The organism is Domibacillus sp. DTU_2020_1001157_1_SI_ALB_TIR_016 (assembly GCF_032341995.1).
Taxonomy (GTDB): Bacteria; Bacillota; Bacilli; order Bacillales; family Domibacillaceae; genus Domibacillus; species Domibacillus indicus_A.
Map to the genome: position 1 here is coordinate 1,603,252 of NZ_CP135438.1, position 17,993 is coordinate 1,621,244.

Below are 17,993 nucleotides of genomic sequence, written 5' to 3' on the forward strand. Positions count from 1 at the left end.
AGAAAGGTAAGAAAAGAAAGGGAAAAACTCATATTTAAAAGGAGGATTCATTATGTTCCGCCATCAAAAAGAACTTCAGTTCGAGGTAAAGGTTGAACGTCCCGATCCAATGCTTGCCCGCCAGATTCAAGAGGTGCTCGGCGGCCAGTTTGGGGAAATGACTGTCATGATGCAATATCTCTTTCAAGGGTTTAACTGCCGTGGAGAAGAAAAATATAAGGATATGCTGATGGATATCGGTACAGAAGAAATCGGCCATGTCGAAATGCTTTGCGCTCTGATCAGCCAGCTTCTAGACGGGGCATCGCCAGAAGCACAGGCTGAAGCAGCGGAAGATCCAGCTATTGCTGCTATCATGGGCGGTATCAATCCGCAGCATCTGCTTGTCAGCGGGCTGGGCGGCCTGCCGACCAATTCAAATGGTGTGCCGTGGAATGGTGCTTATATTGTAGCGAGCGGCAACCTGCTGGCTGATATGCGCTCCAACCTGCACGCTGAATCTCAAGGGCGACTGCAGGTTGCACGTCTTTACCATATGACGAAAGACGAGGACGTTCGTGCCGTATTCCGGAAAATGTTGGCACGTGACCGTTATCATCAATATCAGTGGATGGCGGCTATACAGGAACTTGAAGAGAAAAATGGCGTAGTGGTGCCTGCCTCATTCCCTGCTGAGGCGGAGCAGGAAGCACAGCCTCACGCGTATGAATTCTGGGATCTTTCTGAAGGAACAGCTTCTTCTACAGGTCTATGGGCCACAGGAAGTGCACCGGATGGAACAGGAGATTATGTCTATCTGGCAAATCCATCTTCAAAAGGACAGATCCCTAATCCGGAGATCCCCTCTCCAGCTCTCCATCACGATTTAGATGCTAAAAAAGTTTCTTCTAAATGACAGAATAACACAGGGTATAGACAAAGTTAGAAAGCAGGCTGTTGACAAAAGGTACTAAACAGAGTACCTTTTGTTTTTCGTTTTATCTCCTTATTTTATCATCTTTGGCGAGAACACCCCCACATCAAGCTTGCTAAGTGGGCGGTAGTTCAAAAGAATAACAAGTTTAATTGATGAACAAGCTAGAGATTTTATATCTAAGCTTTTATACCTTTAAACAAGGAGTTGAGAGTAAGCATCTAGATGAGCAATAAAACGCTCTAGTATTCTGGATTAATGTCTGTTAAGTAAAGATAAGCAACGGCTTTTTATCTGCTGGTTCCATAGATCCCGGCATTCAGGAGACAGCGTTTTGATTTCATAAAAAAAGCATCCTATAGGATGCCTAACCAATGACTGTTTTGCATTTAGGGCAATAATGCTCCCAGTAAGAACCATCTTCTGTTACTCTTTCATCCAATTCTGTTTCCTCAAACTGGCCTTCCCATTTGCAGCTTGGGCATTTGAACATGTCTAATTCAGCCATCATATTCACCTCAAGGTTATTATGCGAAGTTAGATAAATTTAATCCTATTCCTTGAGCAATTTCCTGTACCAGTCTGCACTCCATTCAACCTTTGACACGTTGTAGATTCATCTACTTGTATTCAACAGCAGATAAATTTCCCACTTAACTTTTCTGCTCTCTCTACCAGCTTATCTTTCAATTCGCCGGGTTTTAAATCAGGCTTTTCCACTAAAGCAGCTAGCGTAATCTTCATGGTTCCCCCCTAAACTCCTTCGATTCGTTCACCATCACTTCTGCTGATTTTTTGTTTTTGAGCAAGGAAAAGCTGCTCATTTAAAAGGAATAGATCCCTCCAGATTGTAGTACTAATGTAAATGCATAGATAATGAAAAGGATTTATTTTCCTTATTAAAAACCTTGAACAATGTCTAAATATCAAGTGTTCCCGTTGCTCTGACTGCGATAACGGTCCGTCCTTAATGTTGATGCAGGCTCCTCTTTATTACAGGAAACTGCTTTTTTTATGGAGATAACAGTTTGATTTGAGTGGTAAAAAAACAAGGGAGCTGAAAATCTCCTTCAATAATCGGTACTGAAAGGGAGTGGCAGCTTGAAAACGTTACTTTTAGAGGACATATTGCAAGTAATGGGAATGAAACCAAATCAAGCACAAATGAAAGTGCCCATTGTACATGTGACTCGTGAGCTTTATGAAGCGGAAAACAATACCGTTTATTTCCGTGTAAAAAAAGGCAGAAAACTGAACGGTGAACGCTTAAAAAAATATCACCACTTCTATATTGTGACGGATGAGCCTTTTTTAAATATGGAAAAATTACATCCCGATCAAATTATAATGGTTGCCGATGTAACGGAAGCTTTCCTCAAATTCACTTCTTATTACCGGCATTTGTTTAATATCCCTGTTGCAGCCATAACTGGCACCTGTGGTAAAACCACTACGAAAGAAATGATCAAACACATTCTCCAAAATGATTTCACCGTTCAAGCTTCCATTTCCAATAAAAATGCTAGATGTTTTCATCTTCCCTATCTGCTGGGCATTGATGAAAATACAGATGTTGCTGTTTTTGAGACAGCCGTGTCAAAGCGCGGGGACATGATGAAAGCCTGCAGTTATTTCTTCCCCACTATTGGTGTCATGACTATGATTGGTGTAGATCATACAGATAAAATCCGTCGATTTGAAAATTATAAAGCAGAAAAAGCAAAGTTAATAGAAGGGCTGGGTTATAAAGGGACATTAATCATTAATCTTGATGATGAACACATTTCCTCTATGGATTTCTCTAACTACCGGGGAAAAATCGTAACATTTGGTAAAGGGAAGGATGCACAATTTCAAATTAAGGATATTCGTTTCGACAAAAACAACATGAAATATAAGATCACTCATAACAACAAGGAATTTAAAGGGACTGTTCCAGGACTGGGAAGCCATAATGTATATAATGCAGCCGCTTCTATTGCAGTGGCTGTAGAATTAGGAATGGACATGGATACTGCCATCAAAAGACTGGAATCCTTTCCACCTTTAAAATCTCATTTTCAACTCGTTGAAGGCCGAAATGACACCACTATCATTGATGATACATGGAAGTCAAATCCAGCTTCTTTAGAAAGCGGATTACGGACTTTCCACGAAATCTCGCTGCCGTCTCAAAGGAAAATAGCGGTTTTAGGCAGAATTGCTGCACTTGGCAATTATGCAGATACAGAGTATCAAAAAGTGGGAAAATTATTAGTCGAGTTGGGAATAAACAAACTGATTACAAAAGGCTCCCTTGCTAAAGATATAGGGAAAGCCGCGGTTGCATTCGGAATGAACAAAGAAGATGTGTATCATTCTTCTGACCCCGAAGACATCATCCGTTATTTTGACAAGCTGCTGCAGCCAAATGATGTGGTGTACTTTAAAACGGGGGGGAATGATAAAGCATTTAAACACTTTATTAACTACCTGAAAAAATGAAAAGTATCCCTTCTTGATTTTTAGTGAGGCTCACTATTAGGGTTCATTGGAAAAGGTAAATTCCTTAAACAATGGACTTTACCTTTTCTGTGAAAAATTCATTATACATGGTCCTTTTTCGCTGGCAGCTAAATAAACTGTTCAGCTTTTTCATTTAGCTGTGACTGAAAAAGCAAGCGGGTATAAGGATGAACGAAGCTCTGGTGGTTCCCTGGTTGAACGGTTTCAACAATTTCTCCTTCATACATGACCATGATGCGGTCACAAAGCTGCTCGGCCGATTGAAGGTCATGCGTAATAAATAAGAAGGCGATTTGCTGCTGTTTTTGAACCTGCTTCAGCATACGAACAATTGCGTTTTGTGAAGGCGGGTCAAGGCTCGCGATTGATTCATCAAAGATAATTAAATCCGGCCGGGCAGCTAATGCTTTCGCGATACAAACCCGCTGCTTCTGTCCCCCGCTCAGCTCGTGCGGATATCGAGACAAAAAAGAAGCATCAAGGTCCACTAAATCGAGCAGTTCCCTGCATGCCGCTAAACGACCTTCTTTATCGAAAGAATGAAAGTTCCGTAAAGGCTCTTCCAGTACCTCTCTTACACACATACCCGGATATAAAGAAGAAGAGGAATCCTGCAGAACAAGCTGAGCATGCTTGTATAAGTATGTGTCTTTCCCTCTTCTGCCAACCGGCTGTCCTTTTACTTTAATTTGTCCCGATGTAGGAAATTCCATATTCATAATCAGCTTGGCCAGCGTGCTTTTTCCGCAGCCGCTTTCACCCACAAGTCCCATGCTCTCTCCTTTTGCAATGGAGAAGCTGACTCCATGAACCGCTTTAAACGAAGCGGCTGGCTTAAACAGCCCTCTCCGCTTCGTGTATTCCTTTGTGACATTTTGAAGTTCAAGAATCATGTATGCACCAGCTCTCCTTCTTTCATCTGCACGACCCGGTCAGCAAATCGGCTTACACTATTGTGATCATGGGAAATAAGCAAAATTGTCAGCCCTAATTCGGCTTGAAGCTTTTTAAAAAGCCTTAATACCTTTTCCCGATTAATGACATCGAGCGCGGTAGTCGGTTCATCGGCAATTAAAAGTTTAGGCTCCAGGCTCAGCATCATAGCCAGCAGCACACGCTGGCGCATGCCTCCGCTGAGTTCAAACGGATAAGCAGATAAAATGGCTTCCGGCTCCGTAAAACCGACTTGCGTTAAAAGTGAATGCAGGCAGGCTGCGGCTTCTTTTTTAGACCGCTTTTTTGTTTGGTTCAGTGTCTCGACCATTTGCTTTTTTACCGTACGAATTGGATCTAACCCGTTAAGCGAGTGCTGGATCAAAAGCGCAATTTCCCGGCCGCGCAGCTGCTGCCAGCCTGCTTCATCATTGCACATAATAGACTGTCCTTTATAATAAATGCGTCCATTGGTGACCATACAGCTCTTTTCAAGCATCCCAGCCAGTGCATGAGCAGTTATACTTTTCCCACAGCCGCTCGGTCCTGTTAATGCGACCATTTCTCCCTCGTACAGTTCAAATGACACATCTCGAACGAGCGGTTTGGCCCGGTCGGCTTTGAGACGAGAAATTTCTATGTTCTCCACTTTCAATAAAGGTTGTTCCATACTGCTTATCAAATCCTTTTTAAAATGATGAACAATCTGTTTGAATCTAATAACTTTCAATCAATATGTACGCATCTATTTTAGATGACCGCAAACTGAATGAAAATATAATGTAAAAAACCACGGACACTTTATACTAACATAATGTGTCTCCGTATTTTAGAAATCAGGCAAAGGGGACATATCGAATTTCATTTAAAACACGGACAACAAAAAAGCATGATTCCTGTTAGGAATCATGCTTCTGATTTAAGAATTGAAGGCTGCAGGCGCTGCATTTAAGTGGAGGATAATCTTCTTTACTTGATAGTTTTCTATCTCTAAAATTTTGAACAGATGAGAGTGAAGGGCAATTGTGGCTCCTTCTTCAGGCAAAGCAGGCGTTTGAATTTGAATCCAGCCGCCAATGGTATCGACATCATGAGCGTCCGGAAATGCCAGATTGAACCGCTCTTCCAAGTCTGCAAGCAGCACACGTCCGTTTACTTCATATTCTTCCTTGCTTTTTTCTAAAATATCGGGCTGTTCGTCCACGTCATATTCATCACGGATTTCACCGACAATTTCTTCTAATATATCTTCCATTGTTACAAGGCCGGCTGTTCCCCCATATTCATCTGTTACGAGAGCCATGTGTACCCGGCTTTGCTGCATATTGAGCAGCACAGATTGAATCGGGGTCGCTTCATGAAAGCGCGGCATGCTGTGAATAAATGCGTCCATTTCGCGCTCCTGTCCGGCTGCGATATTTGTCATCATCTCTTTTGTATTGATAAAACCGATAACCTGGTCTTTATCGTGCCCATCTGTGACCGGATATCGCGTATATTCATGTTCATCCAACACGGCGATTAACTGTTCAAAAGTAAGGTTCTTCTCGAGTGTCACCATTTGCAGTCTCGGAACCATAATATCCTTGATCACACGGTCATCAAATGTAAAGAAGTTTTGCAAATAAGCAAGCTCTGTTTTATTAATTTCACCGCTTTTATAGCTTTGCTGCATAATCAGCTTCAGCTCTTCTTCTGAGTGTGCATGATCATGCCCAGCCGGTTCTACGCCAAAAAGCCGTAGGAACAAACGGGCTGCTCCATTTAAAATCCGGATAAACGGAAACATCACCCGGCCGAACCAGTAAAGCGCCGGTGCCAGGAAAAGGGTCATTTTCTCGGCAAACTGAATCGCGAGTGTTTTCGGAGCGAGCTCTCCGATTACAACGTGTAAAAAGGTAACGATGGACAGCGCGATCACATAAGACAGCACCGTAGATAATGTCTCGGACAATTTCAGCTGATCAAATACCGGATGCAGCATTTTCTCGACCGTCGGTTCACCGAGTGAGCCAAGAACGAGCGCTGTAATCGTAATTCCCAGCTGGCAGGCAGACAGGTAATAATCTAAATCATTGGTTACTTTTTTGGCAAGAACTGCTTTTTTATTTCCTTCTGCGATCAGCTGGTCAATCCGTGACATACGTACCTTTAAAATCGCAAATTCAGCTCCTACGAAAAATGCTGTCAGCACAATCATAAGCGCTGCTAAAAACAAGTTTATTATTATCGTTCCGTCCAATTGGTTCCCCTAAACAGGGGACTCACCTCCTGAGTGTTTGCCCCGTAATCGGGCGTTTATTCGTCTTTAAAATCTTCTTGGCTGAGTGTTACTTCTTTAATTTGGTACTGGTCCATCTCTGACACGGTCCAGGTTCTTCCGGCTTGTTCTACGGTATCACCATGCTGAACAAGATCAACTTTTTGAAATTGAATCCACCCGCCAATCGTATCTACCTCTTCACGTCCTTCAAACTGAATACCAAACCGCTCTTCCAAGTCCCGCAAAAGTACCCGGCCGTTAATAAGGTATTGATGTTCGCCTTTTTTGCGGATATCCGGTACTTCATCTGCATCGAATTCATCGCGGATTTCACCAACGAGCTCTTCTAGAATATCTTCCATCGTTAAAATACCAGCTGTGCCGCCATATTCATCGATCACGAGCGCCATATGCACGCGGGCACTCTGCATTTTCACAAGCGCTTCCTGCAATTTCGTTACTTCATGTACAAGCGGCAGCTCACGGACAAATTCTTCAAGCTTACGGTCTCGTCCTGCCGCAATGTGTGTCAGCATTTTCTTCACATTTACGAACCCGATGATCCGGTCTTTATCTTCTCCTTCTGTTACTGGATAGCGCGTATAATTGTTTTCAACCAGCACCTTTATAATGTCTCGATGGCCCATGCTTTTATCAAGCGCTACAATCGATGTTCTTGGGACCATGACATCTTTGGCCACCCGCTCATCAAATGAAAATACATTTTCCATGTAGGTCAGTTCGTTTGCTCCAATTTCACCGCCCTGTACGCTCTGAGCCATAATGATCCGCAGTTCATCCTCTGAATACGTTTCATCATGCCCGGCTGGCTGTACGCCAAAACCGCGAAGAAGAACGCGTGAGGTTCCGTTAAGCGCCCGAATAAACGGATACATGATTTTTCCGAACCAGTACAGCGGCGGCGCTAGCAGCAGAGTTGTTCTTTCAGAAAACTGAATCGCCAGTGTCTTTGGCGCCATCTCTCCAAGAACAACGTGAAGAAACGTAACGATTGTATACGCAATCACATACGATAAAACGGAAGCGGCTGTTTCCGATACGTTGAAATAATCAAAAACAGGGTAAAGAAGCTGCTCTATAGCCGGTTTACCAAGGGCTCCTAGTCCAAGCGCTGTCATTGTAATTCCAAGCTGACAGGCTGATAAATAATAATCAAGGTCGCCAGCCACTTTTTTTGCCAGGACAGCCTTTTTATTTCCTTCTGCAATCAGCTGATCAATGCGCGATAGACGGATTTTTACAACCGCAAATTCTACTGCCACAAAGAAAGCCGTTAATCCGAGCAGAAGCACAAGCAAAAACAAATTAATCGTTGTTGTAATGTCCAATTATTTCCCCCTAATGAGGGATTCACCTCCAAAAATAGTCACAGCATCGTTAACAGGCTCATCACGTCTGCTAGTTTTTGTTCAAGCATACAACGCACCCGCTTTCTCTCATCCTGCGGCGCGTCTTTTAATTTTTCTTCCAATGCCGCTAGTTTTTTTTCCAGGCATTCAATTTTATCCTGCACTTCATATAGAATGGACTCAATCTCCTGATTCTTTGACTCTTGAAGCGCCTGTTTAATTTCTTCAATGGACAATCGATGGTTTTTCAATAACTTTATTCTTTCTAATGTTTGCAGCACATCTTTTGAATACAGGCGGTAATTTGCTGAAGAACGCTTTACAGCCAGCAATCCGCACTGTGTATAATAATCAATCGTCCGAGACGACAGCCCGCTTAGTTTCGCCACTTCGCCAATACGCAATAACGCCTTCCCAATTTACACGCCTCCTTATTAAGAGTTTGAAAGTTACGCGGCCTTCATCTAATGCTGGGTAACTATACAGTACTACGTTATGGTTCTGATTTTGGTTTCATATTTTAAAAAAAGAAAGAGAAGTTCATGATTTAGACAAAAATAGAAATGGCCAGCTCATAAAAAGGAATGATACATGGAATTTGCTCTTGTTATTCTGATTGTGATCCTGAATTTGCTTGTGGAGGTTTATTGGGCAGGATATAAATTTATAAATTAATGGATTCAACTGCTTGTGAATCTTCTATAATAAGTACACCAGTATTTAAAACATCCATAATTTTCACGGTTCTTTTTGTAGAAATAAAAAAGCGTCCAATCCTGCTAAATCAGGGTTGGACGTTTCTGCTAGAAATAATATATTAAATATTTTAAGGATTAGGGGGCGTTCTTTAGTAGATAAATATATTAAAAGTAGTTAAATCCCATTTATATCAACAAAGTCGATCTCTTTTCTTCCTATCACCCTTGCTCTAAAAACAAGTGCGGCCCCTCAGTTTTGGCACCATTCCATGTAAGACGGCTCTTTCCTTTAAAAAATGGTAATAGCTGAATAAACGAGTAACAAACACATGATTATATTTATGATTTTATCGTATTTCGCAAATATCTTTTTAAAAGCCGAGCCAAATGAAGCCCACAATAACAACGCCGCACAGCCTATGCCTATGGTGACACACATGAAAAAGAATGCAGATGCGTTCGAATCATGATAAGGCAGGATGAACGTGGACATCGCTGTTAAAAAATACAAGATGCTTTTGACATTAAGAATTTGAAAAAACAAACCTGAAAAAAAAGAAGATTGGCTATGCGTCTCCTGCTCTTTGCTTTTTTTAGAAAAACCAATTTTCCATGCTAGATACAATAAATACGCCGCACCGACCACTTTAAAGTAAGGCTCTATCATAGGTAACCACTCATAAAGACTTGTCGTTAAAAATGATGTTACGATTCCAAGAATAATAAAACCTGAAATAATGCCAATATTGAACGGTATGGATCCTTTCCACCCAAACCTTCTTGCTTCATTCATAACCAAAATATTACTCGGTCCCGGGGTAATAGATGTGATGATAATATAAGAAAGGAATGCTGTCATATTCATTTTGGTTTATCTCTCCTCTCGATAAAAAAAGTTGAATACGTTTCGTGATTCATTGTAGTATAGGTCTATCCATCGGTAAAATTGAAATTACAAATAACCATTATCATTTTTTTAAATAAAAGAGGAGCGTTTACCTAATGGAAATAAGACAATTTATCACTTTTCGAACTATTGTCGATGTTGGAAGCTACACAAATGCTGCTTTAAAATTGGGCTATACCCAGTCAACCATTACTTCTCATATTAAAGCACTAGAAAAAGAAATGGGCGGGGAATTATTCACTTACACCAAGCGCGATTTAAAATTAACCTCCCTGGGAAAAGAACTAATTCCTTTAGCGGATGAATTGTTAGATACGTATAATCGCATCGCCCAGATGAAGAGCGATCACAAAGTAAGTGGAGAATTAAAAATTGCAGCGCCTGAGTCATTAACGATTTCCAGACTAGGACCTATTCTAAGAGAATATACAACGAAATATCCAGACGTTAATATTATATTGAGCAACGGAACCTGCGGACAAAATCAAAAAGACCTGATGAGCGGGCATGTCGATATTGCGTTTATGGTCTGGCCGCAGTTAGAAGCAGCGGATTGTATTCACCATCAACTGCATAAAGAAGAAATTGTGTTAGTGACCAGTCCGAGTAAAAACCGTCACTTTGATCATTATAAAAACAAAGAGACGGCCGATTACTTTATTACAAATGAGGACGGATGCAGTTATCGTTCTATGTTTGAGACTCACCTGGCTAATCATAAAATAACCAAATTTCAAACAATGGAATTATGGAGCCTAGAAGCTATAAAGCAAACTGTCATGAGCGGTTTAGGATTTTCTGTCCTGCCTTACGTCACGGTAAAAAATGAGATTGAAAAAGGGTTATTAACGATGATTGAACACAATGAGCAATTCGAGCCTATTTACTCGCACTTGCTCATTAAAGCAAAAAAGTGGCAATCTCCCGCGGTTGAAAAGTTTATTGAATTAACATTAGAATCTATTTAAAAACCTTCGCTGAAGCGAATTATTTATTCCTTATGTGTGATGAAACATAAATAGGATAAAAGCAATCAAGAACCCCCTTGCTGAGCAAGAGGGTTCTTGATTGCTATAAGGCAGCATTTATTAATTTTTTAATCATGAACTTTCATTGCCAGTCCAATTGATTTAAAAACGTATGTACGTCTTCGTAAACTTTCTCTTTCTCCTTACCCAACGTAATAATATGGCCCGATTGTTCATACCATTTCATTTGTTTTTCTTTCGTTGCTGCGTTTTCGTAAATCACTTTAGCACTCTCTTTGTACAGGGGATCATCCAGCGATCCCTGCAATACAAGAATCGGTGAAGTAATCAAGTTGATTTGTTTGCTCGTTTGGAGTATCAGCTGCTGCAGGCTTGTTAAAGACTGCATAGGCGTTTGTGCTAACCTCTTCATCTCTTCAGTAATTTGTTCCCCTTCTTTGCCTTCCAGCTTCTTGTATCCCCTGGCATAATGGAGAACCCGCTTAAATAAGTCATCTACATTCTTCGCCTTAACAGGTGCACACATAGACACAACCCCTATTACGGGAAGTTCGATTCCCACTTTTAAAGAGAAGAGACCGCCAAGCGAAACACCCGCCACAGCAATGTCCTCATAGCCTTCTTTTCTGAGAAAATGGTAGCCTTCTAGTACATCCTGCCACCAATCCGCTGGACCCGTTTGGATCAGTTCTTCAGGATCTTGTCCGTGCCCCTTGTATAAAGGAGCGTGACACGTAAAACCGCGTTCTTGTAAATACTTTCCCAGCTTTCTTACATCAATTGTACTTCCTGTAAATCCGTGCAATAAAAGAACCGCTTTATTTCCACCACGGTAGGTAAAAGACTTAGGTGCCACAACTTTCATTCTTTCCCTCCAAAACCAAAATGACATAATCATCTATTTTATTTATTTGTTACTTCTATACATTTCGCTTTCTCTACATCTCTATTATACAAATCAAACTATAAAGTGAATAATGCCTATTACTCATATGTTTCATGCATATTAACAATTAGAAGTTACCTGTATCAACCAGTAAGGTCTTTCAATGGATTGGCACCTATATATCAATAAACTTTTCTTACTTTTTCAGTTTGGTCCGTATTCAGATTCAGTGCCTTCACGTATAATCAAAGATTGTACTGAAAAAAACTATTTTAGAGCTGAATCTTTTGGAGGAAGAGAATTGAGACAAAAGAAGGTAATCATCCCTCTGCTCCTCTTGGCCTTATTAGGGTACGGTGTGTACTGGGCATTTTTTGACATGGACCGTTTACCAAAGGGAGATTTCATTTCAGAAGCAGATTCTCCAAATGGAGACTATACCGTTAAAGCTTATGTTTCCAGTGGAGGAGCCACTACTGATTTTGCGGTTCGTGCTGAATTACATTTTAACAAAGAGAATAGAAAGCCGAAGACTGTTTATTGGAATTATCATGAGGAACAAGCCGTGATAAAATGGATGGATCAGGATACAGTCGTCATTAACGGCCATTGGCTGGATGTCCCTTATGATGTGTTTGATTTTCGAAAAAATTGAAAAAGCACCTTGATTCCTAAATTAAAAGAAAAGCCCATACTATTTAACGTATGGGCTCCTTTCTTATATTTTTATAATTTAAATGGATGAAAGAACTGTCTCATCAGAATAAACAATCTCCGACAGGATTTTGCATCCTTTCATTTCTTTAAATGTCTTGTCCGCTTCCGTCTTCGTTTCAAATTCATACATACAAATCCTGTTTTCCGTCCACACTGTTATGACCCACATAGGAAACGTCCTCTCTTTTTTCTTTTTTAAACCCAGCCGCGGAACGTTGAAGCCTCTGCTACACGTCTGATTCCGACTATATAAGCAGCCAGGCGCATATCAACCTGTAAAGACTTTGATGTTTGATAAATATTTTCAAATGATGAAACCATCACTTTTTGAAGCTTTTCCATGACTTCTTCCTCTGTCCAGTAGTAGCCTTGATTATTTTGAACCCACTCAAAGTAAGAAACCGTCACCCCGCCCGAACTCGCCAGTATATCTGGCACAAGCAGCACATTGCGTTCGCTTAATATTTTGGTAGCTTCCAGCGTAGTCGGACCATTCGCTGCTTCCACCACAACGGATGCTTTGATTCTGTCTGCATTTTCTTCTGTAATTTGATTCGAAATAGCAGCGGGAACTAGGATATCACAGTCAAGCTCCAGCAGCTCTTGGTTGGTGATTGTGTCTTCAAAAAGATTGGTGATATTGCCGAAGCTGTCCCGGCGGTCCAGCAAATACGGAATATCCAGCCCGTCCGGCTCGTAAATGCCACCGAACACATCAGAAATGCCAATAATTTTTGCGCCTTCTGCATGCAGGAATTTAGCCAGGAAGCTGCCGGCATTCCCAAATCCCTGTATAACCACACGGGCACCTTTTAATTCAATCCCTTTTTTCTTTAAAGCTTCTTCGATACAAATCATAACCCCTTGGGCAGTCGCTGTTTCTCTTCCATGTGACCCTCCGAGTACAAGAGGCTTTCCTGTAATAAATCCAGGTGAATCGAATTCACGGATGTGGCTGTATTCATCAAGCATCCAGGCCATAATTTGCGAATTTGTGTAAACATCTGGAGCTGGAATATCTTTTGACGGACCTACAATCTGGCTGATGGCTCGTACATATCCGCGGCTTAATTGTTCAAGCTCTCTCATTGACATTTGCTGCGGATCGCAAATAATACCGCCTTTTCCTCCTCCATAAGGAAGGTTCGTAATACCGCACTTTAACGTCATCCATACGGATAACGCTTTTACTTCTTCTTCTGTCACATGAGGATGAAAGCGGACGCCGCCCTTTGTAGGTCCGACCGCATCGTTGTGCTGTGCACGGTAACCAGTAAATACTTTTACTTCTCCGTTATCCATTCTTACCGGAATTCGAACGGTCATCATCCGCATCGGTTCTTTTAGCAGCTCATATAAAGATTCTGAGTATCCTAACTCTGTAAGCGCCTGATGAATAATTTCTTGCGTTGATCGGAATAAGCTGACGTTCTCTTTTTTCTTTTGTTCTTTAGGAATTGGTGCTGTTTTTTTAATAATAGCCATGTTCTCACCTCATAATAGTTTGTTTTAAATACGTATCTATTTAACGAGTTTCTTTCTTCGTGCCAAATCACTGAAGAAAGCACAACCCGCATCTATGTTTCATGTTCTTCCCTGCGCAAAATCTTTTGTGGGATGATGACCGTTTTGATTGAGCGTGCTAAATAACTCCCGCTTTAGAGTCAGATTTTCACGATATTGAAATCGCTTCCAATAGTATGTCAAGAAAGTTTCCCATACAGCCAAACCTCTTTAGCTGTCGTTAGCTTCTATATGTTTTTTGTCTCTGTTATTACAATAAGCTGGCGGATCAGCTGCTGACTGTTTTTGCCCAGCTATGCTCTTTCCATTTAGAGCCAATCATACCATATTCCATTTTTAAAATCTTGTCTGCTTTTCCGTCAAAGTAAACGGTCAGCCATTTTTGATACTTGGCCAGCCTATAATACGTTTTATTAGAGAAGGTAATAGAATCTGGCGCGTACAGTTTATACGTTAAGTCGGTAAAACCTTCTTCCGCAATATGAATCTCGTCAATTTCCTGTACAATATCAGCGTTTTCTTCAAAGCAGCGTTTCATTTCTTGAAAACTTGAGCAGTTCTTGATCATTGCAGCCTCTTTTTCTCCTCAAATGTATTTGAATCAGTCCCAAGGATGATCAGTGGTAATAAAAACGGTTAATTCCCTACTTTTTTGCTTTCTTTCTTTTCTCATTCTGGCACGCTCGGCAGCACTTTCATTCAATCTTTTTTCTTCTTCTGTTTCGGGAATCACCTTTGGAACGGGTGTCGGTTTTTTATGCTGGTCCAGCGCGACAAAGTTTAATAATGCCGTCGCTGCGATTTTTCTTTCCCCGCTTTTCAGGTCTTCTGTAATGATTTTTACAAATACCTCCATCGAGGATACGCCGGTCCACGATACATAAGATTCAAAACAAACCGAGTCGGTGGTTTGAATCGGATTCCAAAAATCAATTGAATCGGCCGATGCTGTTACACAGTCTCTCCGGCTGTGGCGTGCTGCGGATGTGGAGGCAACTTGATCCAAATGATTCATTAACCGGCCGCCAAACAATGTATTATGATTATTCACATCACTGGGAAATACTCTTGTTGTTCGGATCACCTTTGACTCTCTGCAATACTTTGCATTCATGCTTCTTTTCCTCGTTCCTTCTTCTCTTATTCTTATTTAGTAATGAGATCCTCACATGCATCAATTACCTTATGACATAGAACTATATCGGATTTTATAAATGGGGAGCCGCTTATAAAATGTTATTTTTTTCATAAGCGGCTCAAAACAAGCCTTCCTTATTTCTAAAGCTTATCCTTAAGCAAATACCTGCTTGATCTTGTCAATAGCCCAGTCCAGCTCTTCACGTGAGATTACTAAAGGAGGTGCAAAGCGGATTACGGTTTCGTGTGTTTCTTTACACAACAGCCCTTTTTCCTTCAGCTGTTCGCAGTATGGACGGGCTGGCTCATTCAATTCCATTCCAATAAAGAGTCCGCGTCCTCTTACCTCTTTAATAGAAGGATGATCGATGCTGGAAAGCTGCTCTTTCAAATAATTGCCCAGCTCTTCTGAACGCTGTACAAGCTGTTCTTCTTCAATCACATTAAGAGAAGCGGTCGATACCGCACAAGCAAGCGGATTGCCTCCAAATGTCGAGCCATGAGATCCGGCATTGAAAACACCTAAAATACCAGCGTTAGCGACCACACAGGAAATCGGGAATACTCCGCCGCCCAGTGCTTTTCCAAGAATCAGCATATCCGGATCTACATCTTCCCACTCACAAGCAAACAGACGGCCTGTCCGTCCCAGTCCTACCTGGATTTCATCAGCAATAAATAGAACATTGTTCTCTCTGCATAAAGCAGCTGCTTCCTTTAAAAACCCTGCCGGCGGTACAATAATTCCTGCTTCTCCCTGGATCGGCTCTATGATGAAAGCAGCTGTCTGCGGTGTGATCGCTGCTTTCAGTGCTTCAAGATCGCCATATGGAATCAGCTTGATGCCAGGAAGCATCGGACCAAAACCTCGCTGGTATTCTGCTTCTGAAGAAAGAGAAACCGCTGCCATTGTGCGGCCATGGAAGTTTCCGATGCACGCAATAATTTCAGCCTGGTTGTCTGCAATCCCTTTGACTTCATAGCCCCAGCGGCGAGCAGCTTTGATCGCTGTTTCTACGGCTTCTGCTCCTGTATTCATCGGAAGAGCCATTTCTTTTCTCGTCAGCGTGCAGATTTTTTCATACCAGGGTCCGAGCTGGTCATTGTGAAAAGCACGGGAAGTGAGTGTAACCTGGTCTGCCTGGTCTTTCAGCGCCTGAATGATTTTCGGATGGCGATGTCCCTGGTTCACCGCGGAGTACGCACTTAGCATATCCATATAACGGCTGCCCTCCGGGTCTTTTACCCAAACGCCCTCCGCCTCTGAAACGACGATCGGCAGCGGATGATAGTTATGGGCGCCAAATTCTTCTGTTTGCTGAATCACTTTTTCTGAATGCGTCATCGATACTGTCATGTTAGTTCCCCCTATTAGTTGTTTGATTCAATTCGAAAAACTGCATCTGTACACCAGCCGGATATACAGATGCTTTTTTACTTAAAATGTTTCCGAGATCGTTTTTCCCTGCATATGCAGCAGTAAATAATCCGGGCTGCCTGCTTTAGAGTCTGTACCCGACATATTGAAACCGCCAAATGGCTGGTAGCCGACAATGGCACCCGTACAGCCCCGGTTAAAATACAGGTTCCCTACATGAAATTCTTTTTCGGCACGCTCAAGGTGATAAGGGTTCTTGGAAAGCAGTGCACCCGTTAAGCCATATTCTGTGTTGTTTCCAATCGCCAGCAGGTGGTCAAAATCATCTGCTTTGCAAAAAGCCACTACAGGACCGAAAATTTCTTCCTGCATCAGTCTGTCTTTTTCTTTTACATCTGCAAAAATCGTTGGCTGAATAAAATAGCCTTCTGTTTGATCTCCTTTACCACCGGCTACAAGGCGTCCTTCCTGCTTGCCAATTTCGATGTATTCCATAATTTTGTTGTATGCTCTCTCATCAATTACAGGGCCCATATATGTACCATTCTCTTCGGGGCTGCCCAGTGTCAGGTTTTTTGTTAAAGCAACCGCTTTTTCAAGCACTTCGTCATACACATCCTGGTGTACAACTGCCCGGGAGCCGGCTGAGCATTTCTGGCCGGAGAATCCGAAAGCAGAATATACGATCGAAGAAGCTGCCAAGTCTAGATCCGCATCTTTATCAACAAGCACGGTATCTTTTCCGCCCATTTCAGCAATGACACGCTTTAACCAAATTTGTTCGGGATGTACTTTCGCAGCCCGTTCATAAATCCGGCATCCAACTTCACGGGAGCCGGTAAAAGAAACAAAGCGTGTTTTAGGGTGGTCAACAAGATAGTCGCCGATCTCTGCTCCGCTGCCCGGCACATAATTTAAAACGCCTGCCGGCAATCCTGCTTGTTCCATCACTTCTACAAACTTTGCAGCGATAACCGGAGTAGAGGCAGCTGGTTTTAATAGAACCGTATTTCCTGTCACAAGAGCGGCTACGACGGTGCCGGCCATAATCGCAAGCGGGAAGTTAAACGGCGAGATCACGACCCCAACACCTAACGGAATATATGAAAATTTATTGTTCTCACCAGGACGGCTTTCTACCGGTGCGCCATTTTTCAGTTCAATCATTTGGCGGGCATAATACTCTAAAAAGTCGATGGCTTCTGCTGTATCTGCGTCGGCTTCTTTCCATGGCTTCCCTGCTTCTTTCACAAGGTAGCTGGAGAATTCATGCTTGCGGCGGCGAATAATCGCCGCTGCGCGGAACAGGATATGAGCACGAAATTCCGGGTCTGTTGTTTTCCATTTTTCAAAGGCCTGCAGTGCTGCCTGCATCGCTTGTTCTGCACGCTCTTTATCCGCTAACGAAATCGTTCCAATCACTTCTTCTTTTTTGGCTGGATTGATAGAAACAGCTTTTTTATCCGAAGTGATTTTCTCTCCCCCAATCACAAGCGGGTATTCTTTTCCAAGCTGTGTATTTACATAGGCAAGCGCCTCTTTAAATGCCTGCTTGTTTTCTTCTCTTGAAAAATCCGTAAATGGTTCATGTTTGTACGTAATCACCACGATGTGTCCCTCCAATAAGTTTTTTTCACTCTCACCCAATCTATTGCAATATCCGTGCCAACTTGAAAAAGCTAATTTCTTTGCGTTTTTCCTTGAGGCTTTTTGTTTAAAGCGCAAATTTTTTTTGCGAAAAGCAAAAAAATAAAATTATTTTGTATTCATCGA

General features: G+C 41.9%; 18 protein-coding genes. 4 read left to right on the forward strand and 14 right to left on the reverse strand.

From position 1 onward, the window contains the following. Window positions 1-52: 52 nt before the first annotated feature. Window positions 53-895, forward strand: a complete 843-nt coding sequence (locus RRU94_RS07515; protein WP_315691145.1) for a manganese catalase — start codon at window positions 53-55, stop codon at window positions 893-895. A 385-nt stretch (window positions 896-1,280) separates the two neighbouring features. Here the strand turns inward: RRU94_RS07515 and RRU94_RS07520 are convergent, their stop codons facing one another. Next, window positions 1,281-1,421, reverse strand: coding sequence for a hypothetical protein (locus RRU94_RS07520; RefSeq protein WP_315691146.1), 141 nt, complete (start codon window positions 1,419-1,421; stop codon window positions 1,281-1,283). An 809-nt stretch (window positions 1,422-2,230) separates the two neighbouring features. Between RRU94_RS07520 and RRU94_RS07525 the strand changes: the two genes are divergently transcribed. Next, window positions 2,231-3,397, forward strand: a complete 1,167-nt coding sequence (locus RRU94_RS07525) for a Mur ligase family protein (RefSeq protein ID WP_315691147.1) — start codon at window positions 2,231-2,233, stop codon at window positions 3,395-3,397. A 128-nt stretch (window positions 3,398-3,525) separates the two neighbouring features. On the opposite strand, the gene RRU94_RS07530 is transcribed toward RRU94_RS07525, so the two are convergent. The 6 genes from RRU94_RS07530 to RRU94_RS07555 form a co-directional block, all read right to left on the reverse strand. Next, entirely contained in the window at window positions 3,526-4,311 is a 786-nt protein-coding gene (locus RRU94_RS07530; protein WP_315691148.1) for an ABC transporter ATP-binding protein, read from the reverse strand. After that, complete coding sequence (locus tag RRU94_RS07535; RefSeq protein WP_315691149.1) at window positions 4,308-5,021, reverse strand: ATP-binding cassette domain-containing protein; 714 nt, start codon at window positions 5,019-5,021, stop codon at window positions 4,308-4,310. Before RRU94_RS07535 ends, RRU94_RS07530 begins: the two co-directional genes overlap by 4 nt. Before the next feature lie 249 nt (window positions 5,022-5,270). After that, complete coding sequence (locus RRU94_RS07540) at window positions 5,271-6,593, reverse strand: hemolysin family protein (RefSeq protein WP_315691150.1); 1,323 nt, start codon at window positions 6,591-6,593, stop codon at window positions 5,271-5,273. Window positions 6,594-6,649: 56 nt separating this feature from the next. Continuing rightward, window positions 6,650-7,963: a hemolysin family protein gene (locus RRU94_RS07545; RefSeq protein WP_315691151.1), complete on the reverse strand. Its 1,314-nt coding sequence runs from the start codon at window positions 7,961-7,963 to the stop codon at window positions 6,650-6,652. Window positions 7,964-8,001: 38 nt separating this feature from the next. After that, window positions 8,002-8,388, reverse strand: a complete 387-nt coding sequence (locus RRU94_RS07550; protein WP_315691152.1) for a MerR family transcriptional regulator — start codon at window positions 8,386-8,388, stop codon at window positions 8,002-8,004. A 583-nt stretch (window positions 8,389-8,971) separates the two neighbouring features. Further along, complete coding sequence (locus RRU94_RS07555; RefSeq protein ID WP_315691153.1) at window positions 8,972-9,547, reverse strand: LysE family translocator; 576 nt, start codon at window positions 9,545-9,547, stop codon at window positions 8,972-8,974. Window positions 9,548-9,684: 137 nt separating this feature from the next. Between RRU94_RS07555 and RRU94_RS07560 the strand changes: the two genes are divergently transcribed. Continuing rightward, window positions 9,685-10,557, forward strand: a complete 873-nt coding sequence (locus RRU94_RS07560) for a LysR family transcriptional regulator (protein ID WP_315691154.1) — start codon at window positions 9,685-9,687, stop codon at window positions 10,555-10,557. A 142-nt stretch (window positions 10,558-10,699) separates the two neighbouring features. Here the strand turns inward: RRU94_RS07560 and RRU94_RS07565 are convergent, their stop codons facing one another. Then, on the reverse strand, window positions 10,700-11,443 hold the full coding sequence (locus tag RRU94_RS07565) for an alpha/beta hydrolase (protein WP_315691155.1): 744 nt from the start codon (window positions 11,441-11,443) through the stop codon (window positions 10,700-10,702). 322 nt (window positions 11,444-11,765) lie between these two features. Between RRU94_RS07565 and RRU94_RS07570 the strand changes: the two genes are divergently transcribed. After that, a complete protein-coding gene (locus RRU94_RS07570) occupies window positions 11,766-12,119 on the forward strand; it encodes a DUF5412 domain-containing protein (protein ID WP_315691156.1) in 354 nt (117 codons plus the stop codon). Between the two features lie 78 nt (window positions 12,120-12,197). On the opposite strand, the gene RRU94_RS07575 is transcribed toward RRU94_RS07570, so the two are convergent. From RRU94_RS07575 to pruA, 6 genes are all read right to left on the reverse strand, one after another. Then, window positions 12,198-12,350, reverse strand: a complete 153-nt coding sequence (locus tag RRU94_RS07575; protein WP_315691157.1) for a hypothetical protein — start codon at window positions 12,348-12,350, stop codon at window positions 12,198-12,200. Window positions 12,351-12,376: 26 nt separating this feature from the next. Continuing rightward, window positions 12,377-13,666, reverse strand: coding sequence for a Glu/Leu/Phe/Val family dehydrogenase (locus RRU94_RS07580; RefSeq protein WP_315691158.1), 1,290 nt, complete (start codon window positions 13,664-13,666; stop codon window positions 12,377-12,379). 307 nt (window positions 13,667-13,973) lie between these two features. Beyond that, complete coding sequence (locus tag RRU94_RS07585; protein WP_315691159.1) at window positions 13,974-14,273, reverse strand: hypothetical protein; 300 nt, start codon at window positions 14,271-14,273, stop codon at window positions 13,974-13,976. Window positions 14,274-14,306: 33 nt separating this feature from the next. After that, window positions 14,307-14,819, reverse strand: coding sequence for an acyl-CoA thioesterase (locus RRU94_RS07590; protein WP_315691160.1), 513 nt, complete (start codon window positions 14,817-14,819; stop codon window positions 14,307-14,309). 177 nt (window positions 14,820-14,996) lie between these two features. Next, window positions 14,997-16,187: an ornithine--oxo-acid transaminase gene (locus RRU94_RS07595; protein WP_315691968.1), complete on the reverse strand. Its 1,191-nt coding sequence runs from the start codon at window positions 16,185-16,187 to the stop codon at window positions 14,997-14,999. Window positions 16,188-16,280: 93 nt separating this feature from the next. Next, window positions 16,281-17,828, reverse strand: a complete 1,548-nt coding sequence (pruA, locus tag RRU94_RS07600) for an L-glutamate gamma-semialdehyde dehydrogenase (RefSeq protein ID WP_315691161.1) — start codon at window positions 17,826-17,828, stop codon at window positions 16,281-16,283. Between the last annotated feature and the right edge of the window lie 165 nt (window positions 17,829-17,993).